Raw genomic sequence first — 26,283 nt, 5'->3', positions numbered from 1 at the left:
GCTTGGAAGAATTTATACTCCGCTTCCTTGCCCTCCAGGGTCGTTTTGGCTTGTCGTAGCTTCTCGGTTTCGTGGGTCAACATCTCCGGCGGCAAACCCCGCAGGCCATTGACTGCATCAAGCTTGCGTTGCTGTAACTCAAAAGCCCGATGGGCCGCTTCCACATCGGCCAGGGAACGCTCCACCTTAGCTTTGGCAGAAATAAATGGGTCAGCTTCGATCGCCGTGGCCAGATTGCGTTGGGCTTGGGCCAGCTTAATTTCCGCTAATTGAATGGCGGTTTCTTCCACGGTGTAGGAAACAGGGGGGAGTTCCCGCAGGGCCGGGGCCGGTTGCAACATGGGGATTAATTGACCTTCCACATTGGCGATCGCCAGGAGTCTTTCCCGTTTGTCTCTTTCCAGTCGGGAGCGTTCTGCTTCTTTGTCCGATAGCACCTGACCCCGGTTGACCGTATCCCCTTCCCGCACCTTTAGTTCCGTGGGGTCGCCTAGGGTGAGGTTAATCTTGAGCCGGTTGGGGGTAGTCAGGGAAGAATCATTACTAGGGGTATTGGTAGTGTTGGTTTGGGCATGGAGGCCCCCAAAGACCACCGTGCCGAGGATTACCGCCAACAGTAAAGCTCGCCAGTTCATAGCATTGTGTCCTCCCTAAGAATCAAAAAAGCGAGGAGTAGGCAGGTGGCAAGGGTTTGCAGACCAACAAGGGAAAGAATAATCAAAGAACTAATCATGGTGTATTCCTTTGGTAAAAAGGGACAATGTTAACTTTATTGGCATTTTTACCAAAGCGTACTAAGGATTCCAGGGGATTCAGGTTGGCGATCGCCTCCTCGGAAAACCTGAAGGTACGGGCAGTGACGGGTAACTCAGAGGAATCAACGGGGAGAACCAACTTAGTGAACGTATTGGTCAGCACATCCTTGGAAATATGACGGGAAGACTGGGAAGCCACCCACAGGCCCAGCCCATACTTTCTGCCATCCGCCGCAATCCGATCCAACGCCTTTGAATGCCCTAACTCTTTCGCTTCATCAATGAACAAAACAGTTCTGAGAGTCGATTCCCCTAGTAAACGGTGGTGACTCATCAACTGGGAAGCCAACGCATCCCCGGCGATCGCCTGTAATTGGGGGGGAAGTTTGGACAGGTTCCAACGGGTGAGGGTTTGGTTAATAGGCTGGGTTTTGTTGAAAATGCCGTACTCAAAAATGGTGGATAACTTCAGCCTCAGTTTTTCCGCCTCCTTGTCTTCCCCGGCCATTTCCTCCAGCAAAGCTTCCAGGTCACTAAAGTTTGGCGGCACTCTCAACCAACTTTGGTAGGATTCCTGGGAGATACCCCGGCGGAAGTAACAATGCTTGAAGCAGTCCAGCAGTTTCGCTTCCTGATTGGCCCCCAAAGTTAGGGTCTTTTTGAACAGCATGGCCAGCTCAATGGCCCGGAGATTAGGGCCACCCCCTTCCTGGTCAAGGTTCAACCGCAGGGGGTTAATGCCAGCATTACTGGTCATGTTGACGTTGTAGCAAGTCTCCCCCGGTAATTCCTGATCTCCGTGGAAGTCAATAATCACAACTTGGGCTAACTTGCTTACTTCCCAGGCGATCGCCTTCAGGGTTTGGGTTTTGCCGGCCCCGGAACCGCCGATGATGCACCCGTGGGGATTGGCCACTGTGGCGGGGTTCCAATAAATCTGGTCACCGATTAACACCCCTTCCTGCTTGGTGGGGAAAATATTACTAGGGGTTTGGGGATGGTGCAGTCGATTAATGGGGGGACGTTTGCTGGGGGAAAAAGTCATGACAGTTATCAAGTTTCAGGAAATAGGTATAAGCGGTAGTTCAGAATCCCCCCTGGCCCCCCTTGATAAGGGGGGGAACAATTAGGGAAGTCCCCCTTCCCAAGGGGGATTTAGGGGGATAAATCTTTAGCCGGAGCTTTAGTGAGGAGATTTAGGGGGATATTAGCCAATTAACGTTTTTCAATGGTTTTGATAGTGACCGACCCCCTAACGTATTGGTCTTGGAGGAGGTGGATCGCCGTTTCAATGGGGGCATGGTCGAGGGTGAGAAATCCTCCAGCTTGGCGGATGGGGGCAAAGGCAAAGGCGGACTGTTCCAGGCGTAGGGCGGTGGGGTCATCAATAGTGAGTTGGCCACTAAGGAAAGTCATCGGTTGGATGTAGTCCTCCAATAGGTCAGGGGGTTCATCGTCGAGGTAAATGGTGTCAGTGGTAATCACTGCGGCCTCCCCTTCCCGGCCCCAAATGCGATTAACAATGATCGTGCTGTCCGCTTCGGCACCCACTTTCACCACCTGGTCATCCTGAAGTACCAGAAAGCCCTCGCCATTGGTGGCAATTATCGGGGCCTCCTCTGTCACCGGCGCACGGTTCCCCGCCCAAACCCCCTCATACTCGGCATAAACTATCTGGTTGCCTCCTTTGCGGTTGTAGAGTTCCGTTACTCCACTGGGGGCCGCAATTAGGGCATTGAAGTTCTTCACCAAACCACCCGTGTTATTGAGTTGGAAAGTCCAAACGGCGATCGCCACCACGAAGACCATTAACCAATATTCAGCAGCACTGCCGGTGGAGATCCTTAAGTTCCGGTTCCCAGGACAAACACAGCGCACCCCCAACGGATAAAACATCTCCACCCCGCTTTTGGTGAAGCAGTCCAAAAACCAACCGGCGAAGTAACCGATGTTGAGGGCATGGATAATTACTAGGGGAATGGCGGGAATGGTAGACCAAAGGCCGTAGGACACCACCGCTAAGGTTAGGGATGCCAAAAGGGAATGGGTGGCACTGCGATGACTGAATCTTTGCTCCAGGGGTCGGGAAATAAAGGGTAAGACTCTCCCTGCCGGTGAAGTACTGATGTCGATGTCCGGTAACAAGCTGGCGATCGCCCCAATCAGAATGGGAACGGGGTTCGTGGTCTGGACTGCCATGCCCACACTGGCCGCCCCCACCAATAGGTGTGTAATGGTCAACATTAGTTGCTAATCCTCCTCGATTCCTTCGGTAGGTAGTAGGAAAGTCTTGCCACTCCCAGGAAAATGGCCCCACCAATGCCCGCCAAGATATAGAGGGATTGATTACCAGTGCCCAGGCCAATGAACCGATAGCAGATAAAGACAATGCCCACCAGGAGCAGTAGCGGGGTGATGTCAAAGTATCTGCCATGATCCCCAGCTTCGTTTTGGATGCCCAAAAAACCCTCCTCGATGGCCCGCTTGGCCAACATGGGGTTGCCCCCGGCCCGGCTTTGGAGTTTAGCAATTTGATGGGGCTTTAAATCTGACCCCAGGGCGATCGCCTCCTTCTCCATCAAGTCCCGGATCTGGTATTCCGCTAGGGGTTTGAGTTCAATCCTGGGGACATAGATGAACAAGTCAGTGCGGGGGGGATTGGTGGCCGCCAACAGAATGGGAACCCCCACATCCTTGAGCTTTTTGAGCCACAGCCGGAACTTCACTTCCAGATAATGGGCATCGTCAAAGATCAACACCGCCCGGTTAACGCTGAACCATTGGATCAACTCTTGTTTGAGCACTTCCACCGTTTTGCTCCGTCCTTCCAGATTTTTGATATCGACCCCGGCCATATCGGCGATCTCCGTTAATAAGGTCTTGGGAGTGGCCGGTTCAAAGTAGGCACAGGTCACCCCATCCGTTAAGAGCCGTTCCCACACCCGCCGCACCAAATAGGTTTTGCCCATGCCTTCCCCAGAGGTGACTAGCACCGACCGAGCGGAATAAAGGGAATGGAGCAGACCATCCATTTCCGGTTGGCGGTAACAGTTGTTCCCCTGGGGCTGGACAGATTCCAGATCCTCTAGGCCGCTAATTGGCCCTGACTCTTCTGGTAACTCTTCGCTTTCGTAATCCATTGGGAAGCCACCACTAGAGGGTTCTGGGGCTTTGGGGCGATCGCCACCTTGGACTGCTCCACCTGGGCTTGGAGGTCTGCCGGTAAATGTTGGGGATTTTTGAGAATTTCAGCGGTTAATAAATTCTGGGCAATTAAGATCCCCGCCGCTTGATTTTGGGCGGCCCGGATTAACTCAGCGTGACCCAGTTCCTCGTCCCCTTCTAGGGCATCAAAATTAATTGCTTCCCCATACTGTTCTAGTTCCCCTTCATCCCTGACCATGGCCAATTGACCTGGTTTGGGATAGTCGGCCATTCTGCCCCCCTCACTTATCCAGCGGTGGAGGTTATCAAGTTCAGCCATTTGTTCATTGGACAAACTGAACAAATCATTAACTTTGTCCAACGAATAGCCAAGATATTTCAGCCGATTAAACACCGTTGAACGGGCCACTCCGTAAGACTTTTCCAGTTGTTGTACAACGTCACCTTTGGACTTTCCAGCGATGGACATTTTTTTAATCTCCCAAAAAAAAATTTGTGGAACTTGTCGTTTAGGGGATTCTATATGACAATTTTTTTCTGTCAAGTCCAACGCTGTCCAACGCTGGACTTAAATTTGTCCAACGTAAAGCAGTAAAAATCCAGCGGCGATCCGCCGGACAAATTGCCCTTTGCCATTGGACAAAATCTTGTTTTCGCTGGACAAACGCTGTAAATGTCTAGTGATTTGTCTAACGCTCTTATTACACAAACTGGACAATTCTTCCTTTGTCTTTGGACTGTCCAACGCATCCAGTATTAGTTGTCGGACAACTTCACCTTGTTTGTGGGTGGGCCACTCACTGGGGTTAAATTCCATAGTGAACTCCTTAAAATTAATAGTTTATATTGTCCAATAGCTAAAGAAAAATGACCACAAAGATTAGAAAATTTAACTTTCTTTAAAGCTTTCTTGATTTGTCCACTAACGCTCTGGTAACTCTGTTTAATTGCTGAATTGATTGTTGGGGATGCTGTTGAAATAAGTTTTAAAATGTAACGATATTTACCAATGTCAGTAGGGAGTTTTAGTCAAGGGAATAGACCCCAATAACTTTTACTAGGGGTTTCCAATCTGGCGATCTCTCGCCTCTCCTGACCAATATGGAGGTTAACTTTTTGATGTTTCTGGTGCTATGGTTGATCTCCTGCAAGGGAAATTCTTTGCCTTACTCATCTATACTTTGAAGACATTTCCATGCCCTTCAGCAAATTCCAGCAGTGGACTGATAGTTCTTTTTCAGACTCTGATCCGCTACCCTGAAAGCAGAAAGGGAGAATCTTTAACTCCCCCCATCCACGAACAATTAGACCGACTCGTTAGCAACCGGGAAACCTAGTTCCCTAGTTGTCCTTAAATAAATGGGATTCCTATGACAGGACAAGAAATTTTGATAAGGGATGAGACAAAGGACGATGCCGTTCTCATCACCGAAGTAACTATTGCAGCCTTCGCTCCCCTAGAAATTAGTGACCACACAGAGCAGTTCATCATCGAAGCTCTCCGTTCCGCAGGTGCTTTAACTCTGTCATTGGTTGCAGAAGTGAGTAGTCGTGTTGTGGGACATATTGCATTTTCCCCTGTGACCATCTCGGACGGCACAAAAACCTGGTATGGACTCGGCCCAGTCTCCGTGTTGCCAACACATCAGCGTAGGGGGATTGGTAAAGCTCTTATCCAGGAAGGACTATCACAGTTGAAGGGCTTAGGAGCCAAGGGTTGTTGTCTTGTCGGACACCCAGAATACTACAAAAAATTTGGATTTGAGAATGTGGCGGGGCTTACTCTCGAAGGGGTTCCCGATGAGGTATTTTTTGCTCTTTCGTTTGACAGTCATTATCCCCAGGGTAATGTCACATTCCATGAAGGATTCAAAGCAAATAGCTCTAGCAACCTGAAATTATGAATCTTTGGAACCAGGAAAGGCGATCGCCAATAACCAATATGATTTATCGAGTTACCCTCAAGCAGTACAAATTACACCCTTGAGAATCGCCTGTAATCCTTATATTTAACTTTTTAGGTTAACTACATCATTTTCTTCAGCAAAGACCCAAATTAGACGATTTAGGGCATAGTGGCAGTTTTCGGAATTTATCAACTGAGAATAATTAGCAATAATCTATGTTGAGCGATGGAGAGTGTGAAAAATTCTACGATAGAATTAGGCTTGTGGAAGCTATTCAATATTTTCTACATTTTATTGAATGAAAATTAACCGTCAGGGGCAAGCAAAGGTATTAACTGAGCAGGAATTACATGACCTGTTCACTATGGGATTACTCACTTCCCGCGATCGCCTGTTGTTTGGCATTTGTCTTTACACTGGTTGTCGCATTGGGGAAGCCTGCTCCCTGGCTTGGGCTGATGTCACCGTTGATGCTATGACTTTCCGCATTGAAAAAACCAAGACTAAATCCAGTCGCACTGTGGCCATTACCCCAGCGTTGCAAGTTTTGTTTGATCAATACCGGCAACAACAATGCTTTAGGTTTCCATCTGCCTATGTTTTTCGGGGCAAGCGGGTGGGGTCACACCTTCATCCTTCCATGGCCCACAAAATTTTGAAAGCGGCAACGGATAGGATTGGAGTGAGGGGAGTATCGACCCATTCTTTCCGTCGCACTGCATTAACGATGATGTGTCGGAAGGGCATTAATCTCCGGGTTATTCAAAAGATTAGTGGTCATAAAAATTTGAATGTGCTGTCCCATTATCTGGAGGTTTCTGAGCAAGAGAAGGAACAAGCCTTGTCAACAATCTCGTTTTAATTTTTGGCTCCCATCTATGCCATCGTTTGTTATGCCCATCAGATTAAGCATGGTCAGTTAAGAATTTGCCTTAATTTTTTCCTGGAATTGGGCCATAATATCTTGAGTCAATTCGTCTTCAGGAGCTACTATTTCCCGTTCTTCTAAGGCTAATTGAATATCTTCTGATGTGGCTATACCTAAATTATTGAGAAGACTAAGAAATGAAGCCTGTTGTTTTTCCATATCTTCAGGTAAAACAGGCTTAACAAAATAGTGTTGGTTAACTTGTTTTGTCAAGGCATAGACAATATATTGATTTAAGGATACTCCCTCTTGTGAGGCTTGATGGCTTAATTGTTGATGTAAGCTTTCTGGTAATCTTAAGGTTAAACGACTCATATTTAATTATTATTGGTCAGTTTTAAAATCAATTCTACAGGGGTAAAAATTTGTAATCCCAAAACCTGTTGGGCACTCCGAAAATCTTTAATGTTTGAGGTAACGATCGCCGCATTGGCATTCATAGCACAGTCAATTATCAAATCATCACCAGGATCTGGGGAAGTGGGCCGCCAAGTAAAATAGATTGTTCTAAATTCAGCATGACTTAGTAGTTTTCCTAACACTGGCTTTAGTGTTTGCCAACGATGGGCCGAAAGTTTACGGGCGAGGACATCTTGATATTCATAGGCGATCGCCGTGGAGACATTAACTACAAAAAGTTTGGCTAACCAAGCTTCGATAATTAGTCCTGAAGCACCCCCTTGTTTTGTTAACCCTTCTAAAACTACATTGGTGTCAATAACTAGGCGAGGGAATACTTGATTTGCCATGACACTACTATAGCACCGGATTCGGTGTTAGATGTTAAGTAGTAACTTCTGCCAAGGATTTTTTCTGATGATTGGCGCACCGTTCAGTGGATCTCTATGGCGATCGTTTCAATTACTAGGGCTTAATGATGATAACTATCATTCGTTTAATGGTGTTGCACTTTCTGTCCTAGTCCCATCATTGAAAATTTTGAACAGCATAGACTTTAGCCGTTCTAGGATTGGTGACAATGCCATAACCAAACTTAGTGTAGTTGGGGGTCAATAAGTTTTTGCGATGTCCTTCGGAATACATCCAACTTTTCTGAAACCTTTCTACCAGACCATAGTTGAGGGAGAAATGGGGAGAGCCGGGTAAGACTACAATATTTTCACCAACTCCACCTTTTCCCCCTAAGGCTTGATAGCGGTCGGTCGGGGACTTTCCTTCAGGGGTATCGTGGCCATAAAAATCTCGCTTGGCCATATCCTCCGCGTGACCCTGAGCTGTTTTGGTAATCAAGGGGTCTGCCACCAGGGGCGGGAGATTATTTAGTTGGCGATCGCGGTTGACTAGGGTGAGAGCTTGGGCTTGAAGGTCGGGCAAAGAACGAGTCTGATGGGCATTGAATATATGGGTCTGGGGTGAGCCAATTTTCCAGTTATCGCCACCATTGCCATTGTGATAGTAGAGTGAATCCTTGCCCTGAAACAAAATCATGGCTACTACTACGAAAACCCCTGTGGTTATCTGTTTTGACTTTGGCGATCGATAACGTCCCATTATTTTTCACCTTACATTCCGCTATTAAAAGCGGGGATTGATATAATTAGGATGTATTAATAGTGAAGAGGGTGTATGGAGCCTGCAATGAAAGTAGAGAATCTAGATCTGATTGGGGAGGCTTTGGCTCGGCAGGAAAATCGGGTTTAGGAAGGTTGAGCGTGATCGCTTAGTCGTAGAAAAGAGATTCATCTACAGATAAACCACTAGAAAGTTTGCCCTGAATTTTTATAGTAGAAGGGGGAACTCCCCAATCATCGGTTAATAACTCATGAATTAACTGTTTTCCGCTAAGACCTCTTTTTTGAAGTAGGAGAAGTTTTTGATGGAAGCTATCGGACTCTTTCCATTCTTGCATTCCACCATTTACTAAATATACAGATATTTTTAGAGTCATTAGCTAAAATATAAAACTTCGGTTTTAGGAGTTAGGTGTGTCACGACCATCGGGTTCTTTGACAATTCCCTTAAAAGGTTTGCCGTCATCTTTCACGTTCATAAGACGACCTGTACGCTCATCTCGTTTCTGCCATAAACCATCTAGTCGCTGGTACTGTGTTCTGCCTTTAACTGCACCTTTGCGATATCCATCATTCGTATTTTTCGCCATAATTTCACCGTAAATAGGTCATTAACATTATAACTTGGGTTCTTTATAAGTGCTAATGAGGCGATCGCCAACCGCGTGAAAAAATATCATCTTCGGGAAGATCGACAATTGGGGGCTAGTGCAAATGTGAGCTGCCCATTATGTAGTACTAATAAGTTATGGGGAAAAGGGGATGTGGAACCGTTTTTGGATGTGGTTTAAGTTGGGTTCATGGCGTTCAATAATGCGATGGTTTTTGGTTAAAACAGGCTTTCTGCAAAGGTCTGAGTTAACCAGTCGAATGGTGAGTTTTCATCCTGCCCCAGAAGAGGTTATGCCGGCGGAAGTAGTGATTGTTGGTGACAGAAATTACAAAAAGTGGGCTTGTTTCCGTTGCCCAAGTGGCTGTGGTGAGCTAATTTTACTTTCATTAAATAAGTCTCAACATCCTTCATGGAGTATCACAAGTGATTGGCTGAATCGTCCAACTTTATATCCTTCCATACGGCAGTTAAATCCTACGTTCCGCAGGCTCTACCAATAGTTACTAAACTTTCGGGAAAACACTACAGATAGCTTAGTTTTTTAGTATTGATTGACTTGGAGTCAAGAGGCAAACCCCGAAATAGGCTTGCCATCGTACTCGATTTCAGACGAAGGTGTACTACGTGCGAAATGTAGGGATTAATACTGACACTAGTTCACAAAGGTATAAATGTGTGACTATGTTATGGACCCTATCTGGTATTTATCTTGTAAACCCTAACAGAAGAGGGTTTTACCAAACTATCGCTTTTACTAAAAGTCCTTCATTGTAATCGTTTCAAAAAGACCCCAAATTGGTTCTATAAAGGTTTACGTGGTGATACATTTCTTGCGTATCTTGTCTCTACAAGGCCTTAAGAATCAGATGTTCTAGTAGGCAACTTTTGCAGAAACGCCTGGAGTCTCTTGATGATATCGGGAGTTATTGTTTTTTCAATATCTAACTGGCCATGCACCAGGCGATTTCGGATTTGATACAACTGTTGGAAATCCGCATAATCAGAGTTATTGAGCACATCTGTCGCCATTAATTGCTTCACGCCGTCCATTAAAGCGCGAGAAAAAGGTGCGCTGCCTTGGGCTAAAGTTGAGTGCAACCTACGTTCAACTTCAACCCAAGTATTCATGAATAGTGATAGTCGATCTACAGCATGGCGATTATCTGTGATTAATTCTATTCCATAAAGGTTGTTAAATAGAATCTTAGCCAACTCAGCATAGATCTCTACTTTTTTTCGTTCTACAGTTAGTCCATTACCTTGATGATAAAGCTCATTCCTAAGCCGGTGGTACCATTCAACTTCACCAAGATCAATCCCCTCCAGTTTATCATCGGCATTAGTTTCAAGAGCATCAAGCAAGCGAGGAAAGCTCTCAGAAAATTCACTGTAATCTTTTCGTGAGATCTTTAATCCAGTAATTCTAGATGGAAGATTAAGATAGGTCTTGATCATCAATTCGACGGCATTGTCAATACTTATAATTGCAAGTCGGCGATTTTTATCAGAGTCTTTATTGCTTAGAAGACTTAAGCCATGCTGAAGAATTTCTGCCGGTCCCGACGCCCATGGTTGTCGGGAAAAATCATTATCTACCATAAAAGTTCTTTTATACTTAATAGTTTAATTCGGGTATCTTGAGATAGGGATTATTCTTTTCAATTTAGCTCTATCTGTCTATTCCAGATAGATCCGCAATTAATTTTCACAAATACATTTTTCAGGACTGGTATTTTAATGATCGATATAGCCCCAAAACTTTTACTGGCCGAGGATTAGAGAATATATTTGCTCAGCCTTAAAAAGGCAGTTCTAACAGGGCTTTCAGATGCTTACCCTTCTTTTAAAGATCAGTGCCGCATTTTTCCTTTCGCCCACGAAAATACTTAACTCCAGTGATCGCCATCAAGAAGAGATTTTATATGATCAGGCTTAGATTTTATAGGTGAACGCCTCCTTTTATCAGGACAGAACTAGCCCAGAAACGGTAGGCGATCAGCATATCCTTAAAATCTGCACAACCCGATGCCATCTTCCCTGGTTGGTCTGATTAAGCTAAATGGCGATTTACCCTGGAAACCTTATAAAGTATTAAGGACAGTAATGATTTAAGCAATACTTTACTTAAAGCGTTACGCCTCTAGCTCCTCAAGTAACCTATTTACAGCAATTCTGACTAGATCCGCTTTACTGCGATTAAGTTTCGCTGCTGATTGTGTAAGACGCTTATCAAGGGATTTTTCCAAGTCCAGGGTAAAACGGATCGTTGATTTTTTGCGGCTGGGTTGAGCAAGTTGAGCGGCAAGAGAGTTTTGATTGGTAGGGATATTTTCATCCCTACTGATTGGTAAGGATGGTGTTACCACATCTTCCTCAAATGCCCCAAGGATTTGATCTAAAGGTTTCCGTTGTTTGCCCATAGTGCCATGACCTCCTCAAATAAATTGCTGTATTCTGTAGCGGACTTTTCGCCACTAACTCCCATCTGAAAAACCGTTTGCTCTTGACCAAAAGCATCTGCAATACACTGCCGTTGGTAAATGACCGTTTTTAAGTGAGCAATGCTTTCAATCTTGCTTAATGCTGTTTCAGCTTCCACCATTAATTTTGTGCGCGGTACAGCTCGGTTAATGAATGTCGCGCCAATCAGATCTGATCTAAACCTTTGAGCTTGTTTCACGAGTTTCACCGCCGATCCTGAGGAGACAAGATCTAGGGCTGTGGGTTGGCAGGGAATGAGAGCAACATTAGAGAAATATAAAATTACCCGCGTTGTTTCGGTAATGCCACCCGCACCGTCAATGACAACCTGATCAAATCCCTCGATCCATTCAGGTATTTTTTCAGCTAATTCGTTGGGATCTGTTTCGGCGATCGCCGTAATACCCAGAGACTTAACCCACATTGAAGAGCTTGCCTGAGCATCACTATCAATCAGCAAAACGGTCTGTTTTTTCCGTTGAAGCCAATAGGCAAAATGGACTGCTGTGGAAGACTTTCCTACCCCTCCTTTTTGATTGATAAGTGCCGTAATCATTCAAGCAATATTTTAAGTAATGCTTAAAGTATAAATGTTGACAGCAGGACTGTAAAGTCTATTTTCGATGCTCGAAACGAGGGTTCTTGCCAAAGTGGATGCTCTGATGGCATTCTGCCACTAAAAATAGGGGTGCCCTATGGCAATCCTCGACGAAATCTGAAAATTTAATGGTTACTCGATCCCTTAGCTGTCAAGAATTTCAGTGGTTAATCGTTCTTGTGAAAACCAGTGCCAGCTAAAATATTCACAGGGAAACGACAAAGTTGTTAAAATTTTAGTCAGTAAATTTACGTAAAGCAGTTTTTTCAGAAGGACGGACCACCAAATATCTTGTCTATCAAGGTTTTTGGGTTGCACTGTGCAACACCGCGCCGCACGAAGCCGCTGTAAATTTGAGAGAGATACTGCTTGTAGAGGGGCAACGGATTCCATCACCTGGATCTTTTTGGGGATTGAGTCCAGATTTTGTAGATTTAACGTTATTCACGTTACAGGCTTACTAAAGAAAGGCAAGCTCCACCTTCCCTTTCCCTATTTTTGCTCCTATGGCTATTAACTTTTCAAACCGCCTTTCTTCTGTCACCACAGATTCTGCTGGGGTTACCCACATTGTTTGGGTAGAAGAGGCTACCCTCTTTCATGGAACCTATGATGATAATTCTGCAACCTGGATTAATCAAACGGCGATCGCCAATGTCGGCTCGCAAAAAATTGTCAGTTTAAATCTCATTGCTAACGATAAGCTTATTGATGACTCTGTTTCCGCCACTGAGTTACCGGGGCTAGCGGTGGTTTACCAACAGGGTAGCGAGAATGAAAGCAATATTTTCTACACCGCCGCTCAGTACAATGCCGCTGGCAAAACACAATGGTTAGATAAGCCCCAGGCCCTGACCGCCGACCAAGTAGGGGATTTAGAACCCAGGGCGATCGCCAAAGATGACGACACCGTGTTTGTGGTGGGGCAAAAAGTTGATACCGAAAATGCCCAAAACCAAGGTATTCGGGAAGATACGGACTTATACTACCAATCCTTTAGGGTTAATAGTAGTCAATTCACAACGACACCAAGTTCTCCTGCTTCATCGGGGAAGGGAAAGTTAGCTGGGAATGGATCTGGTTATTCGGGCCAAAATTCTGCCGTTGCCGCTTCCTACTCTGTCTTGAGTGATTCTGAAGCAGAATTCTTAGCAAAAAAAGCCTTTAATGGGCAAGGCTTAAATTGGAACGCATCAAGTGGCTTTAGCGACAGCCTATTGAAATTTATTATTGCCAAGAGTGAAAATGCCAAGGTGAAAAAGGCGGTTGAAAATGGATTTGGTGGGGTATCAGTCAATATTGCCTTACAAGGATCAAGCGGTGATAACCCTACCTGGTCTCTATTTGGAGGTGGTGTCTCCACCGATGGTAAGCTCTTGCTCAATGCAGTTGCGGCTGTTAGTTTTGCTAAAGCTACCAAAAAGAAAACCTCATTGCAACAAAAGAAGACGACAGAGGCGCAAAACAATGAATTTGATTTTTCGATTGTTTTATCTTCTCTGTATAGTTTTGGCAATACGCAAGGTTCGAGTGGGCAGTATCCTCTTGAGCTTGAAACGGGGGGATTTGCCCTATCCTTTGGTTTTACCTTCCCAATTGTGGGTGCCAATTTTGGTGAAAATAAAATAAATCTTTTTAATCTCAATGCCTTTATTGACGCTGGAATTGCTCTTCAGTGGCAGTTAAAACCCAAAGATCCTGATACCTATCGAAATATTTTATTTCCCTTTATTGATTCTAATTCAAATGAAAAAGGATTATTAATTGCCGATTCATTTGGAACTGCTATTCCAGGATTTTCTCAAGTTGTTGCACTTGAGGCCATTCTCTCCAATTTAATTTCTGCTTTTGAGTCAATTGATGACAACGGCCCACTATCCTTGGAATCATTACTCATTGGCATCCCCATAGAAGGTGGTGTCGAATTAATCGTTGATATTCCCTTTATTTTCAAATTAACTGGTTCGGTGGGGATATTTCTAGACGGAACCTTTCTCATCAAAGGATCATCTGATTTTCCCAAAGACACCTTTACCCTCGGACTTCCCTATAGCCTGGAAGTTCAGGCCCTAGGATTTCTCAATGCTAAAATTAGCGGTTTTCCCACCTGGACTTGGCCAGAATCTTCTTCTCAAAGTCTGACCATCAATCCTTTATTAACGCTATCAGCATCCGAAACAGAACCCACCGTTCAGGGATCCTTACTAACTATCCCCTTTGCCACGCCCTTAAGCCCAAATTTAAGTCTAAATCCTGAAGATTTTACCGTTCAGGTGACCAATGCCAATAAGAGTGTTTCGACTGTTCCAGTTTTTGACGTCATTGTCCAAGAAAATGCAGTTATTCTGCGTTTAGAACGTTCAATTCCCTACGCTACTCTGAACGATCAACCCCTAACAGATAATATTACTGTGAGCTACAGCGGTAATCAGCTCAATGACTTTACCAAAAGTACAGTTATTAATAACTCTGCCCAAACCCTGGTTTATACCTATGACCCAACCAGTGGCAATGGTAATAATTATACCAATACCAATCAACAAATAACCATCGCTTTTAATACACCTTTAGATACCAATGTTATTCCAGATGCCAGTCAATTTGTTGTAACTACCAGTGACGGAACTACCATCAATCTAATTGCTCCTAATCAAAACGGTCAACAACCTGTTTACGTTAATAAAAATAGTGTTATTTTAACCTTAGCTCAGACAATTCCGCAGGAAGAAAATTATACTGTTAAATATACTGAAATCCAAGGAGAAAGCAATAATTTACAAACTCCTAGCAATCAGGATATTGCTTCTTTTACGATTGATAGTTCCAGTCCCTCGACAACAGCAGGGGACATAAACAATACTTTTATCAGTGCAGGAAGTATTAATCAGGTTATCAGCAAGGTAGATAATGACTTTAGCCAAGATAGTCCTCCGGCTTTAGCCCTTACCAGTGAAGGAGATATTCTGCTCAGTTGGGGTAGCGATGCCCCTAATTTATTACCCATTTCTGCCTTAGCCCAAGGAAGTAATATTTATCTGACCTTTGGGGAAAACTTAGCGAACAATCAGGGGAACTATCTGAATCCTGAGGCAGATCAGTTTGTGGTTATCATTGACGGTATTACTCAATCGTTAAATCAGAACGAGCTTCCAAATGTGGAAGGGAACACACTGGTTTTAACCTTGGCCCAACCGATTTTAGGTAACGCAACAACCATTTCTGTTAGCTATAACTTGGTGACATCGGACGGAAGTAACAGTAGCAATTTAGTTTATATTGATCCAACTGGGACAACATTTTGGTTAGAGAAATTTGCCGATTTATCAGTTGATCTAATTAATGATGTCAGCGCACCAACCATACTAGATTTAGACGTTAATGGCAATATTTATAATGGCTACGGCTCTAATCAAACTATTGTTATTGCCTTCGATCAAGAACTATCGTTTACTTCGGAAAATGATCAACTCCCCAGTAACGACTTCAACGTATTAGTCAATGGCAAAGCTGTTGGCGTTGTCCAGGCAATTATCAATGAAACATCGGTTGTCCTGACCTTAGATAATTCCCTTCAAATTGGTCAAGGAAATCTTGTTTCAGTAGCTTATACATCAGATCTTGACAACCCACTAAAGGGAATTAACAATCAAGTTGTCGCATCTTTTTCCACTAGTAACATTCTTACCACTCCCACCAATTCCGGTACGGTGATCAAAACAGCTTTTTCCCCCTTTGGAGACAGCGGAATTTCTGAAATTACAACGATTCCCGGCACCAGTGGCTTAAATTTTAACGTAGCTTCTACCCTCTACACCTACACTGATTCAACCACTAACCAGACTAATCAAATTAATGTTCTGGCTTGGGTTCAGGTTGACAACGATGATTTAACTATTCAACAAATACCAGGGCAAAACTATAGCAGTGAACAGGCTGAAAAAATCAATGCGGCAATTAGTCAATCTGATATTTACTATTCAATCTTAGGCCCAGATAATCAATGGAGTTTGGCCCAACCGATCGCTGCAGTACAAACTGGCCAGGATCAAAAAGTGACGTTGGGAGCAGGGCCCAATGGGGAGTTGCTCGCCGCTTGGTTAAATACCCAACAGGAGAGTAATGGGGACACTTCAACCACCATTTACTGGTCAAGTTTTAATGGTACTAGTTGGACCACTCCCCAGACGCTCCTCTCGGAAATTTCCCCCAATGCGTTTACGGAACTGAATATCAGCACTATTAATGGTCAACCTGCCATTTTTTGGACAGAAAGCCAACCAGCCTCCTATAGCGAGCTTGTGGTGGAGCAAGACCCCATTGTTTATCTACGCCTAGGGGAATTAAGTGGCACGACGGCAATTAATGAAGGGCAATCTGGGCCAACCATCAACGGTAACTACAGTGGTAATTTTACCCTCAACCAAATTGGAGCCCTGGAAGACATCACAAACAATACGGGCGATCCTAACCCAGCAGTTTTGTTCAATGGCGGTGGGGTAACTCTTGACGCAGCTATTCCAGTTTCCATCCAGGGATTTTCCGTAGAATTCTGGTTTAAATTACCCAGCATCAACGCCATTCCCAACTTAGTGTCTATGGCGGATGTTTTTCTCTTTACTGTCAACGATACGCAGTTAAAGTTCAGCCTAGACAATACTGGCAATTCAACTATTGCGACAACGCCCCCCCTTAATACCGACACTTGGTACTATGTGGTCGGCACCTATGACGGTTCCCAAGACATCCTCTCTCTGTACCTAAATGGTGAGTTAGTGGGAAGTTTGGACAATGTTAATTTTAGCAATTTACCCCAATCCGGTACGCTGGCGGTGGTGGGCCAGGAGGGATCGGTTTATGTTGATGAAGTCGCTTTTTATAATTCCGTCCTTTCCTATGTTCCCAGTAGTACTGGTTTAACCGCCTCTAACGTCACTGATTTTACGGGGAACCAGTTTCTTGACGGAGCTTTAGGCACTAACGAAATTGGCGATCGTTTCAATGCTCAATATGTTGACCCAGTGCCGGCCGGGCCAGAAGCCTACTACAGTGTTTGGAATCCTACTACAAACAGTTGGCAGTTAAGTGGCCAAATCGAACCGATTCCCACTATTGTTCCCACCATCCTGAGTGATGCCAATTTCCCGATTTGGGATATCGTTGCGGCCACGGAGTCCCCAAAAGGCAAAGAAATTTTTCCCAATGGTAAGGCGGATAGCATTTTCCAAATTAATTTGACTAATCAGCAAGGTCAGGAAATAACGGGGATTAAGATCGCGGTGCCCGGAACAAATCTTTTGTGGGGGGTTGGTCAAAATGGTGATGGCAATGCCATCGGTGGTTTCCAAGTCGGGGTTATTTTAGGCGAGACCGTCCCCAATAATGGTCAGCTTACGTTTGCTGATGGGACGATTCTGCTCAATAGTCTCGACCCGGCCCTTTCGGGATTAAACCATCGAGTGATGGGGGAAACAGAGACCCTCAATTTGTTTATTGATGAAACCGGCAATACCTTTTCTGCAACGCCGACGGTGACAGTCTATTTCAAGGATGGTGGTAGCGTTACGCCCCAGGTTAGCTCTATTCGTAATCAAGGGGGGACGGTTCCCGCCAAGGGGATTAATGATTTAGGGACGGAAGTTTTGGGCATTGCCACGGTTACAGAAGCCAACGATGCCTCCTTAGCCAATATTGATAGCGGCTTTGTCATCAATACCAATAATGCGGCGATCGCCGCTGAGCTTGCCAGTGGTTTTAAGGCAGATGGCAGTTTAGCCTATGTGGCAGTGGGGAATCGGGGCTATACCGACAGCGCTGGCAATCTAGTCAGTGGCGGCACCATTCAGATCCTATTGGCCGATGGCAGTGTTTTGAACGGGACAGAAAGTAATTCCCTCACCACAACGGATTTATCAGGCAATCCGGGGGGAGTTTTAATCACAGGAATTGCTGATAGTGGTGTTGTCAACGGTGGTGTGTCCATGAGTTTGGCCACGGGGGATATTAACGGTGATGGCATAGACGATTTGGTAATTGGAGATGCCAACGCCAATGGTGGGGATGGCGTAATTTATGTCATTTATGGCAGTTACCTCACCAGTAACCCTGGGAGCACCATAGATGTTGGTAGTTTAACTTCTGCCATGGGCTATGTAATTAACCCAGCAATTTCCTCTGCCCAGGCGGGATTTTCCGTTGTTATGGGTAATTTTGACGGAGATAGCAGCCATACCCGCAATGACATTGCTTTCAGTGCCCCTGGAGTAGGCAACGGCGGGGCTGTCTATATTGCTTACAACGGCAGTACATCATTCACAGAAGTTTACCAAGGGACTTCGTTAAATCAGGTGGGTGAACGGGCGGGATTTTCTTTAGGAGCTTCCCATTATTTACCTGGGAATCCCACCACCTTCACCGGCAGTAGTACGAGCGATGACCTTTTTATCGGTGCGCCCGCCTATCAAGTGGAAGTTAACAATCAATGGAAAGGGAAAGGAGGACTACCTTCTGGCAGTCAATCTCTCTATCCAGACTCGGCACAAATTGCGGTGGGAGCCGTTCATGTTTTTTCCACTAGTAGTCAAGGATTAACTCCCTGGGGAACCTATACAGGCCCTAATATTCCAGCCCCCAATGGAGTTGCCACTAACTATCTGGCCGGAGCGGCGATCGCCTCTGGAGACTTTACAGACCTAGATGGGGATGGACAACAAGACCTGGTCATTTCAGCAACAGGGATTAATGCCAATGCAGGGGCAGTGTATGTGATTCAGGGCCATCAACCGTCCTCCTCCTCAACATCGCCCCAAGCTTTAAGCACAGTCAGCAATCTCATCATTAACGGTTCTCTAGCTAATGGTCAGGCGGGAACCGTTGTCACTGTGCCTGGAGATCTCAATGGGGACGGTTATCAGGATTTTCTTATTACCGCTCCCCAAGTCAGTAATGGCACTGGTCAAAGTTATCTCCTCTTTGGCCCCTTGGATCTGAGTCAGGTTGGAACAATCTTTGATCTGGGCGCGACCAGTCAGGATAAAACCTTTTTATTGAATGGGAGCCTCCCCTATCAACTAGCAGGTACGGCGGCCACTGGGTTGGGAAATATTACCGGGAAAACGGGAAGCAACGGAAAAGTTGATAGTTTGCTATTAACGGCCCCCAATGCCCAGCAAGCCTATGCAGTTTATGGCCAACCCTACTTGGAAGATGATGGCAGTATTAAATTAGCCAATATTGCCTCAAATAATGGCTTTGTCATCGATGGCAATAGCTTTAGCACCTTCAAGGTTGCCAATCCAGAGATTTTCGACCAGACAACGAATGTAATGCCATCCTTGGTGAGCTATCAGGGGAAATTGTATATGGCTTACAAAGGAGATGGGAGTGGGCAAGATATTTACATCACAAGTAGTTCAGATGGCGGAAAAACTTGGAGTAACGCAATTGTGGCGATCAAAAATGCCACTAACTTTTCTCCCTCTTTAGCGGTTTATAACGATGTATTGTATCTAGCCTATACAGGTTTAGATCCCCAGCTCAACATTCTTTACAGTACAGATGGAGGGCAATGGAGTTCACAGTCTGTCATTGGGCAAACCTCCTCCAATGCTCCCACCCTTGTCACATACCAAGATAAATTACTGGCCTTATTTATCTCTAACGATCCGAGTAGCCGCATACTTTATATCTATTCCGACGATCCCCAGTCTAGTAACTCATGGTCAGGATTATTTGAGGTGACTTATGACAATGGTAGTGCTCCTCAAACCAGTCCCAACGCTGTCAGCGCCACAGTTTTAAATGACACACTGTATCTTGCTTATCAAACAGGAACAAAAAGTGGCCCCGGCAACGGTATTGATATTACCTCGACGACAGGCACGGATCTTAATAACTTATCGTGGTCTTTAGCTTCGGTACCGGGCATTAATACTAGCCAAACCCCAGGGCTGACCACAGATGGTACCACCATCTATCTAACGAGCACCCAAAGCCGTGTAGACGAAGATCAACTAATTTACTTAAGTACTTCAACTAATGGCACAGTTTGGACAACTAGCAAAATTTCGGGGACTAGTAACTATGCTTCATCTCCGGTGATTGTCAATAATCAACTCTACTTAGTCAACTCTACTGCCAACAACGGTTATCAGGTTTTAGAAACGTCTCTACCACCGTTTTCTATTTCTAACAACGGTAGTATTGTCCGTATGTTAGGCGATATTAACGGGGATGGTTTTGCCGATGTTTATTCGGGCGGAGATAATGCTGGAGTAATTATTTTTGGAGACAGCACCAAAGACTTATTGACCGCCGCCAGTGGCAATGATGCCTTAACTATAAATATTCAGAGTGCCGACATTCAAGATGTGGTGGATATTGGGGATTATAACGGCGATGGATTATCAGATTTTGGCATCATAGATAGCAACAATAACTTTTATTTATTGTTGGGCAATATTGACTTTGGTAATCAGAAACAAATAACCCTAGTTGCTGATGCTAACTCCTCTCTACAATTAGCCGGAATCTCTAATGCCTTTGCCATCGCAGATTATAATAATGATGGCTATAGCGACATATTGTTCTCTGCTAGTGATGGAAAAAATTTAATTTCCTTGGGAAATCAGCTTGGGAAACTAACGAATTTTGATTCAACTAATCTTCCTCCCACAGCGATAACCTCTGCCACAGGAATAGATATTATAGATATTAATGGCGATGGCGATCGAGAGTTAGCGGTTAATATTCCTAGCAATAGTTTTTCCCTTTATTCTTCCTCCGGTTTATCTCCCATCTCAGTCGCGTTGCCGACAGTGGGCGGGTTACTCCGAGACCCTAACGCTAGTGACTTACAGGATATCGGGGATGTAAATGGGGATGGAATTGACGATTTCGGCTATATTTTGACGGCTTTCGTAGAGAATAACAAACCTAAACTTAATTTTGTTGCGATCTACTACGGCAGTTTAAGTGGTTTAAACAGCAATTCACAGCCTGACATTTTGCTCTCCACCATTGACATCAATACCGATACCAGTCTACCAGCTCAATTGACTAGCTTTGCCCCAGCGGGGGATGTGAATGGAGATGGTTTTGATGATTTGTGGATTGGGGTTCCGGGGACCAACCAACAACAAGGAACGGGCTATGTGGTTTTTGGGGCGGCTTTATCTGCAAACAATGGCAAATTCTTGACGTTAAAAAACCTCACACCAGAGCAAGGATTTTCGGTCACCGGATTGCCTAATTCCCTTGCTGGAGTTTCTCTTGGCGGCGGCGGAGATGTGAATGGAGATGGTTTTGATGACCTCATTATTGGTGCGCCAGGGAATAACGACAACCTCAGTTTTGTCCTCTTTGGTAGCGACTTTAATCAGACAGTTAATCAAACAGGAACTATAGGCGATGATGTTATGCTCGGCACCCCTACCGGGGAAAGCTTTGTGGCAGGGCAGGGTGATGACCAAATCTATACTAATGGAGGTTTAGACGTAGTTTATGCAGGACCAGGGGATGACTTTGTTTCCGTCGCTGATACCTACTTCCGTCGCCTAGATGGCGGGACAGGGTTAGATGTGTTGGAATTACAAGGTTATAACGGACAGAATTGGGATATTACCACCTTGGCACCAGGGGTAAGGCTTAAAAACTTTGAAGTAATTAGTATTCTCGATTATGGTGCGAATACGTTAACCCTCAATGCTTTAACCGTTACTAATTTGTCGAGTAACAACACAGTTGTTGTGCTAATGGATAGTGTCGATAGTCTCGTGTTAAGTAGCGATTTTAGTGCGGCGGGAACTACTTATCAATATGGCGATAAATATTATCAATACACGTCTGACCTCTCAGCGGCGACAGTTTTGGTTAACCAAGCCAAAGCACCCACTTACACTGCCGTAAGCACCAATATTCCAGCACCAATTTTACCGACTTCTAATACAGAAATCAACAACGGTTTATTAAGTGACTTAACTATCAATTCTCAAAATAAAGTCCCAGTTTCAAATCCCAATGCCCCGACTAAACTGCTTGTTTCCAATCCCAAAATTTCAGAGGCAATAGGAGAGGTAGATTTTGTTATTGAGCGGACGGGGGATCTAGACAAGTATGTTTTAGTTAGTTATCTGACTCAAGATGGTGATGGTAAAGCGGGTAATCGCTATCTGCCGGTGGCGGGACAGCTAATCTTTAACCCAGGGGAAACCAGTAAAAAAGTCACAGTTCAAATTCCCAATGATGACATTTACACAGGCGATCGCCAATTTGGGCTATTAGTGTCTTTGCTGGAGGAAGGTTTCCAGGGGGAGAACTGGGGGGAAACTTTTTCCTTTGTTGGTGATGCCCATGGTTCCCAAATTCGCCATTGGAATTATCTGGCAGGGGAACTAGACAATGCCTTAACAAAGGGAGTAATTAATTTCTCCACTAAGGTTGAAGACGGTAAAGCCCAAGTTAATCTTGATATTGAGGATTTAGCGGAATTTAACGACTTTTTTAACTACAATCCCATCACAGAAAATTATGAATCCTTGATGCTTGATAATGTGACTGGGGCTAAATTTAGTTACCTAGATGGTGAAAACAGTCCCCATGGAGTCGAGCTTAAACTTATCGACGGCGATCGGGGCGATGCCGATGGCGTAAGCAACGGGCTAGTGGAAACTAAAGGTTATTTGGGCCGTGTTATTCCAGGTTTAATTAGCAATGATAACCGAATTTTTTGGGCTCCCACCAATGCCGATGGGCAAGTGCAATTAAGGTTAATTAGTAGTCCCGATCAAAATTATGAACTAGGCTGGGTTGCGGTGGATAATGTCGATGGTTCCATCGATGGTCTGCTACCCAATGATCCTGGTTATGAAGTCGCCGCTTTAGCTCGCAAACAAATCATTTTCAATAATCAAACTGATGCCTCTCCTCAAGCTTTAACCCGTAGTTTAGCCCAACAAAGCTTTACTGACATCGACAACTTAATTGAAACAGAGTCACAGTTTTTTGGTGACTTTAGCAATTCTAATTTAGAGGCAAATCGCTATTACATTCTCTACAGTCAACAGGGAAATGAAACCACTTTTTCTATTGATATCGCTCCTGTAATAGAAACTGATAGCCGGGGTTATCATCAACTGAATTTTGCTGGCATCACTGCCGAAATTGGCTCCAAAACTTTACTCGCACCAGGCATATCAGGGCAATCCGTTACCGCCGAAGTTTCCATCAGCCGGGCCGGAGCCTATGACAATACCATTGCCCTCTACCAAGTGGATAGCTTAACTGGGGGATTAGACGTTAATGGCGATCGCCAAATTGATCTCAAACCCGGTGATACGGGATACCTCCAAGCAGCTTTAAGTCGAGCCCAAAACCCTCTCACTGGAGTAAGTTTAACTCCACCGGATAGTTTCTTTGGCACAACAAAACAAACTATTAACCTATTAGGAAACAATATGTATGGCATGGTGATTATTCCCAACGCCACCATTGAAGAGGTGCTTAACCAAAATCCCAGTAATGATCCCAATCTTGGCCCTGCTGCTCTTTTCTCTTTTAATGAGGCTAACCCCGGTGGTATTAGTCAAATGTCTCGCTTAGGCAGTAATCTCTTTGGCTTTGAAGATATAGTCGGTGGCGGCGATCAAGATTATAACGACTTGATTTTGCAATTCGACTTTTTACCTACTTAAAAATGAGCAAAAATAAACTATTCTGAGTTATTTAACTTCGTTTTTTCCATAACTTAGTCCAACTCAGTCAACGTAGTTTAATCTATAGTCATTTCAAATAAAGCTGAGACGCTAAACACTACAATGAAAGCAGATAATTTCACCCTCCTTTATATCTCCTCTGGTTCAATTTTTGACGTAGGAGATCGCCGGTTGATAACCCCTTCCCCTTCCCAGGTTTAAGGCATTGCACCCCAAACCGTTCACAGACCCAATTAACGGACTGCTTTTTATTGAGGGCGATCGCCTTCCAATCAGGGGGATAGCGGTTATCCTTCATCAGTCACTTGTCCAGCGAAAATAAAGGCTACTGGACAAAAGAAATTTAGATAGAGTAAGGGTTTTAGATATGATGTCCAGTCTTTTAACTAAAATGTCCAGTGATATGTCCAGTTAAAACTGGATAGTTTAAACGGTGATGGCCAGTTTAAATTTTCTCGACAATCCAGGCGGACTGATTACCGATTTTGCCTGATCGCCGAAATATCCAGCAACCCCTAGTAAAAGTTTCACCCTTGGGCTTAACCCCTAGTAATTCTTCAATCTCTGTGGTGCTCAAAATCCAATTATGGGAAGCAGCTTCTTCCAGTTCTCGATGTTTGTCCAGTGGCGATCGCCGATTAAAGGACTGCATCAAGCTAAGCAGAGTAAGGGTTTGGGGGTTTATGTCCAGTGTGTCCAGAGAGTTGTCCAGCCCAGACTTTACAATATCCAATGAATTGTCCAGTTCAGAATTGACAATATCAAGGGAGTTGTCCAGTTGAGAGTTTACAGTTTCAACGGGGGTGGTCTTGGTGATCGGAGTAAAGGTTTTAAGGCTTCCCCCTTCTGCTAAATGTTCGTGAATCTGATCAAGTAAATCAATCTGCTCCGGGGTGGCATAGCTACTTCGGCCCTGACGACTGAGGGTAATCCCCAAAGCTTTCAGGCGATCGTACAAGGCTTGGCGACTGGTCAGAGAGTAACGATCACAGAGTTGTTTAATATCCATTTTGTTTTACTGTTTTTTGAGGGATTTGCTATTCCTGCGGCAGGACAAACAATCAATGGCAACCACAAAAATAGCTGGCAGGCGATAGAACTTTTTGCATCCTACAGATAAGAATTCAGGCTGACAGCCAACAATAAATGCCAGCCTTAAAATGTCCTGTCGCCAAACCAAGGAAGCGGAGGCAGAACAAACAATTAATGGCAACTATAAAAATGCTGACGAGCCACCATAACTTTTGCTTTTTATTGGTAACTTTCCTGCGAGGAAGCCAACAATAAATGCCAACCTTAAAGAGTTCTGACGCAGCGTAAATACTTGCCCCGGTTACCCTATGATTCAAAGCAATGATGCCATAGGCACGCTTCGCGCACGATGGCGATTTACTCGTCCAGTTTACACTTTACAGATAGACTTGACAAGTGCCCTAACAGGTAACTTGATATGTAACTTGACAGACTAGACAATTAGCCCAAGCTCTTTCAGAATAAAGGTTACAGATACTTTACAGGTTTCCATCTCTTGTACAGCCGCCAACTTGGCCTTGGGGATATACTTCGACCCCTTACGCTGTCTGATGCCATTTGCCCAAATCTCATAGTGGTAGTAAAACTGCTCATAGGACTTACCCTTTTTATGGCAGTAATGGAGTTGAATATAGCCAGAGCCATCACCTTTGGTTCTACGATTTTTTGGTGGGGGTTGGTAGGGAACTATGGGCTTAAACTGGTCACAACCATTGAGGTCATTTTCTACAAGATACTTACCCTTGAGTAAACAAAACTTCCAAGCAGAATTGGCAGGAATTGAGCTATCAAAGGAATTGCAACTAGAGCATTGAGTGGAGATACAGGACTCGGTTGATGGCAATACTGGCTTGTCCTGAGGTAACGGTTCTGCCGGCAAGTTTTCGGGCTTTAATTCTGCCGGGGGTTCCAGTGGAGACAGTACAGGACTGGGGGTCAAGGCCTGAAACCAGTGAGAAGGATAACCCTGAATCAGGGCATAGGCCGTTGCGCTCAACTGTGAGCCATTGGGAATTAACCCGTTGCTCCTCAACCATTGCTCCAATTTGTTCGACCCAGCTTGGCGGTAGGTGCCCAAACAGGCCGTGGGGGTAGGAAACAACAAACAATCTTTCCCTGCGGTGCCCCGCTCCAAGCTCCTGCGCCGAGATAATCTCAATTTCGCTTTGATAACCAAACATTCGGAGTCCACCAAGGATTGCTCTAAGGCCTCGATGGATAACTCCCAGGGGTTGCTCAATGACGACAAATTGGGGATGGCACTAGGCAATGATGCGTAGGACTTCCCGAAAGAGGGCTGATTCGGGATGGTGGAGGCCTGTTTTGGTTCCAGCTCCACTGGTGCCGGTGCAGGGGAAACCAGCGGTAACAAGGTCAAATTGCCCTGAGCTTGGGTAGTAGTCCCTGATGTCGGCGTGGATAGGGATGTGGGGCCAGTGGTGGGACAAAATGGTATGACAGTCGGAGTCGATTTCAACAAACTGAGTTGTTGCCACTTTTCCTCCGGTTTGTTCTGCGGCCAGGGTGAATCCGCCACATCCGGCAAATAGGTCGAGGTGTTTAA

20 protein-coding genes and 2 pseudogenes are annotated in these 26,283 nt (G+C 44.8%); 4 read left to right on the top strand and 18 right to left on the bottom strand.

The genetic code is table 11. The annotated features are described in order from the left end of the window. The 6 genes and pseudogenes from H6G45_RS00195 to H6G45_RS00170 all read right to left on the bottom strand — a co-directional run. Positions 1-635, bottom strand: a pseudogene (locus H6G45_RS00195) (HlyD family secretion protein); the annotation flags it as partial. 94 nt (positions 636-729) lie between these two features. Continuing rightward, positions 730-1,800 (bottom strand): DUF87 domain-containing protein, encoded by a 1,071-nt coding sequence (locus H6G45_RS00190; RefSeq protein WP_190595466.1) that lies wholly within the window; start codon positions 1,798-1,800, stop codon positions 730-732. Between the two features lie 170 nt (positions 1,801-1,970). After that, entirely contained in the window at positions 1,971-2,999 is a 1,029-nt protein-coding gene (locus H6G45_RS00185) for a metal-dependent hydrolase (RefSeq protein WP_190595465.1), read from the bottom strand. After that, a complete protein-coding gene (locus H6G45_RS00180) occupies positions 2,999-3,895 on the bottom strand; it encodes an ATP-binding protein (RefSeq protein WP_242017978.1) in 897 nt (298 codons plus the stop codon). Before H6G45_RS00180 ends, H6G45_RS00185 begins: the two co-directional genes overlap by 1 nt. Then, entirely contained in the window at positions 3,841-4,389 is a 549-nt protein-coding gene (locus tag H6G45_RS00175; protein ID WP_190595464.1) for a hypothetical protein, read from the bottom strand. Before H6G45_RS00175 ends, H6G45_RS00180 begins: the two co-directional genes overlap by 55 nt. A gap of 99 nt (positions 4,390-4,488) precedes the next feature. Next, positions 4,489-4,737 carry a hypothetical protein gene (locus H6G45_RS00170; protein ID WP_190595463.1) on the bottom strand — a complete coding sequence of 83 codons (249 nt, stop codon included), beginning with the start codon at positions 4,735-4,737 and terminating at the stop codon, positions 4,489-4,491. 553 nt (positions 4,738-5,290) lie between these two features. Between H6G45_RS00170 and H6G45_RS00165 the strand changes: the two genes are divergently transcribed. Together H6G45_RS00165 and H6G45_RS00160 are read left to right on the top strand one after the other, a co-directional pair. Further along, positions 5,291-5,824, top strand: coding sequence for an N-acetyltransferase (locus tag H6G45_RS00165; RefSeq protein ID WP_190595462.1), 534 nt, complete (start codon positions 5,291-5,293; stop codon positions 5,822-5,824). 301 nt (positions 5,825-6,125) lie between these two features. Next, the gene (locus tag H6G45_RS00160; RefSeq protein WP_190595461.1) at positions 6,126-6,689 is read left to right on the top strand and encodes a site-specific integrase; all 564 of its coding nucleotides are present in this window, start codon (positions 6,126-6,128) and stop codon (positions 6,687-6,689) included. A 57-nt stretch (positions 6,690-6,746) separates the two neighbouring features. On the opposite strand, the gene H6G45_RS00155 is transcribed toward H6G45_RS00160, so the two are convergent. From H6G45_RS00155 to H6G45_RS00135, 5 genes are all read right to left on the bottom strand, one after another. Further along, positions 6,747-7,070: a YlcI/YnfO family protein gene (locus H6G45_RS00155; protein WP_190595460.1), complete on the bottom strand. Its 324-nt coding sequence runs from the start codon at positions 7,068-7,070 to the stop codon at positions 6,747-6,749. 2 nt (positions 7,071-7,072) lie between these two features. Continuing rightward, the gene (locus H6G45_RS00150; RefSeq protein WP_190595459.1) at positions 7,073-7,504 is read right to left on the bottom strand and encodes a PIN domain-containing protein; all 432 of its coding nucleotides are present in this window, start codon (positions 7,502-7,504) and stop codon (positions 7,073-7,075) included. Positions 7,505-7,682: 178 nt separating this feature from the next. After that, a complete protein-coding gene (locus H6G45_RS00145; RefSeq protein ID WP_190595458.1) occupies positions 7,683-8,204 on the bottom strand; it encodes a CAP domain-containing protein in 522 nt (173 codons plus the stop codon). A gap of 232 nt (positions 8,205-8,436) precedes the next feature. Continuing rightward, positions 8,437-8,664, bottom strand: coding sequence for a hypothetical protein (locus tag H6G45_RS00140; protein ID WP_190595457.1), 228 nt, complete (start codon positions 8,662-8,664; stop codon positions 8,437-8,439). Between the two features lie 24 nt (positions 8,665-8,688). Further along, positions 8,689-8,877 (bottom strand): hypothetical protein, encoded by a 189-nt coding sequence (locus tag H6G45_RS00135; protein WP_190595456.1) that lies wholly within the window; start codon positions 8,875-8,877, stop codon positions 8,689-8,691. A gap of 172 nt (positions 8,878-9,049) precedes the next feature. Between H6G45_RS00135 and H6G45_RS19940 the strand changes: the two genes are divergently transcribed. Further along, positions 9,050-9,400 carry a DUF6527 family protein gene (locus H6G45_RS19940; protein WP_347338228.1) on the top strand — a complete coding sequence of 117 codons (351 nt, stop codon included), beginning with the start codon at positions 9,050-9,052 and terminating at the stop codon, positions 9,398-9,400. Positions 9,401-9,755: 355 nt separating this feature from the next. Here the strand turns inward: H6G45_RS19940 and H6G45_RS00130 are convergent, their stop codons facing one another. From H6G45_RS00130 to H6G45_RS00120, 3 genes are all read right to left on the bottom strand, one after another. Next, positions 9,756-10,499, bottom strand: a complete 744-nt coding sequence (locus H6G45_RS00130; RefSeq protein WP_190595455.1) for a hypothetical protein — start codon at positions 10,497-10,499, stop codon at positions 9,756-9,758. Between the two features lie 533 nt (positions 10,500-11,032). Further along, positions 11,033-11,320, bottom strand: coding sequence for a ribbon-helix-helix protein, CopG family (locus H6G45_RS00125; RefSeq protein ID WP_190595454.1), 288 nt, complete (start codon positions 11,318-11,320; stop codon positions 11,033-11,035). Next, positions 11,296-11,937 (bottom strand): AAA family ATPase, encoded by a 642-nt coding sequence (locus H6G45_RS00120; RefSeq protein ID WP_190595453.1) that lies wholly within the window; start codon positions 11,935-11,937, stop codon positions 11,296-11,298. The genes H6G45_RS00125 and H6G45_RS00120 overlap by 25 nt, the downstream gene beginning before the upstream one ends. A gap of 548 nt (positions 11,938-12,485) precedes the next feature. Between H6G45_RS00120 and H6G45_RS00115 the strand changes: the two genes are divergently transcribed. Continuing rightward, positions 12,486-23,666 (top strand): Calx-beta domain-containing protein, encoded by an 11,181-nt coding sequence (locus H6G45_RS00115; protein ID WP_190595452.1) that lies wholly within the window; start codon positions 12,486-12,488, stop codon positions 23,664-23,666. Between the two features lie 196 nt (positions 23,667-23,862). On the opposite strand, the pseudogene H6G45_RS00110 reads toward H6G45_RS00115, so the two are convergent. The 4 genes and pseudogenes from H6G45_RS00110 to H6G45_RS00095 all read right to left on the bottom strand — a co-directional run. Then, positions 23,863-23,985 (bottom strand): annotated as a pseudogene (locus tag H6G45_RS00110) (HNH endonuclease); the annotation flags it as partial. 147 nt (positions 23,986-24,132) lie between these two features. Further along, entirely contained in the window at positions 24,133-24,696 is a 564-nt protein-coding gene (locus tag H6G45_RS19365) for a hypothetical protein (protein WP_242017977.1), read from the bottom strand. A 456-nt stretch (positions 24,697-25,152) separates the two neighbouring features. Further along, positions 25,153-25,959, bottom strand: coding sequence for a hypothetical protein (locus tag H6G45_RS00100; protein WP_190595450.1), 807 nt, complete (start codon positions 25,957-25,959; stop codon positions 25,153-25,155). Positions 25,960-25,981: 22 nt separating this feature from the next. Further along, a partial coding sequence (locus H6G45_RS00095; protein ID WP_190595449.1) for a DNA cytosine methyltransferase occupies positions 25,982-26,283 on the bottom strand: 302 nt, incomplete at its 5' end.

The organism is Synechocystis sp. FACHB-383 (assembly GCF_014698605.1).
GTDB classification, from domain to species: domain Bacteria; phylum Cyanobacteriota; class Cyanobacteriia; order Cyanobacteriales; family Microcystaceae; genus Synechocystis; species Synechocystis salina.
Note: the sequence above shows the minus strand (reverse complement) of the source record. Positions and strands in the feature narration are given on the sequence as shown.

What these genes read in the sequence shown, in the direction of transcription:
- H6G45_RS00190 (WP_190595466.1), bottom strand. Translation starts at nt 1,800, where the DNA reads ATGACTTTTTCCCCCAGCAAACGTCCCCCCATTAATCGACTGCACCAT.
- H6G45_RS00185 (WP_190595465.1), bottom strand. Translation starts at nt 2,999, where the DNA reads ATGTTGACCATTACACACCTATTGGTGGGGGCGGCCAGTGTGGGCATG.
- H6G45_RS00180 (WP_242017978.1), bottom strand. Translation starts at nt 3,895, where the DNA reads ATGGATTACGAAAGCGAAGAGTTACCAGAAGAGTCAGGGCCAATTAGC.
- H6G45_RS00175 (WP_190595464.1), bottom strand. Translation starts at nt 4,389, where the DNA reads ATGTCCATCGCTGGAAAGTCCAAAGGTGACGTTGTACAACAACTGGAA.
- H6G45_RS00170 (WP_190595463.1), bottom strand. Translation starts at nt 4,737, where the DNA reads ATGGAATTTAACCCCAGTGAGTGGCCCACCCACAAACAAGGTGAAGTT.
- H6G45_RS00165 (WP_190595462.1), top strand. Translation starts at nt 5,291, where the DNA reads ATGACAGGACAAGAAATTTTGATAAGGGATGAGACAAAGGACGATGCC.
- H6G45_RS00160 (WP_190595461.1), top strand. Translation starts at nt 6,126, where the DNA reads ATGAAAATTAACCGTCAGGGGCAAGCAAAGGTATTAACTGAGCAGGAA.
- H6G45_RS00155 (WP_190595460.1), bottom strand. Translation starts at nt 7,070, where the DNA reads ATGAGTCGTTTAACCTTAAGATTACCAGAAAGCTTACATCAACAATTA.
- H6G45_RS00150 (WP_190595459.1), bottom strand. Translation starts at nt 7,504, where the DNA reads ATGGCAAATCAAGTATTCCCTCGCCTAGTTATTGACACCAATGTAGTT.
- H6G45_RS00145 (WP_190595458.1), bottom strand. Translation starts at nt 8,204, where the DNA reads ATGATTTTGTTTCAGGGCAAGGATTCACTCTACTATCACAATGGCAAT.
- H6G45_RS00140 (WP_190595457.1), bottom strand. Translation starts at nt 8,664, where the DNA reads ATGACTCTAAAAATATCTGTATATTTAGTAAATGGTGGAATGCAAGAA.
- H6G45_RS00135 (WP_190595456.1), bottom strand. Translation starts at nt 8,877, where the DNA reads ATGGCGAAAAATACGAATGATGGATATCGCAAAGGTGCAGTTAAAGGC.
- H6G45_RS19940 (WP_347338228.1), top strand. Translation starts at nt 9,050, where the DNA reads ATGTGGAACCGTTTTTGGATGTGGTTTAAGTTGGGTTCATGGCGTTCA.
- H6G45_RS00130 (WP_190595455.1), bottom strand. Translation starts at nt 10,499, where the DNA reads ATGGTAGATAATGATTTTTCCCGACAACCATGGGCGTCGGGACCGGCA.
- H6G45_RS00125 (WP_190595454.1), bottom strand. Translation starts at nt 11,320, where the DNA reads ATGGGCAAACAACGGAAACCTTTAGATCAAATCCTTGGGGCATTTGAG.
- H6G45_RS00120 (WP_190595453.1), bottom strand. Translation starts at nt 11,937, where the DNA reads ATGATTACGGCACTTATCAATCAAAAAGGAGGGGTAGGAAAGTCTTCC.
- H6G45_RS00115 (WP_190595452.1), top strand. Translation starts at nt 12,486, where the DNA reads ATGGCTATTAACTTTTCAAACCGCCTTTCTTCTGTCACCACAGATTCT.
- H6G45_RS19365 (WP_242017977.1), bottom strand. Translation starts at nt 24,696, where the DNA reads ATGGATATTAAACAACTCTGTGATCGTTACTCTCTGACCAGTCGCCAA.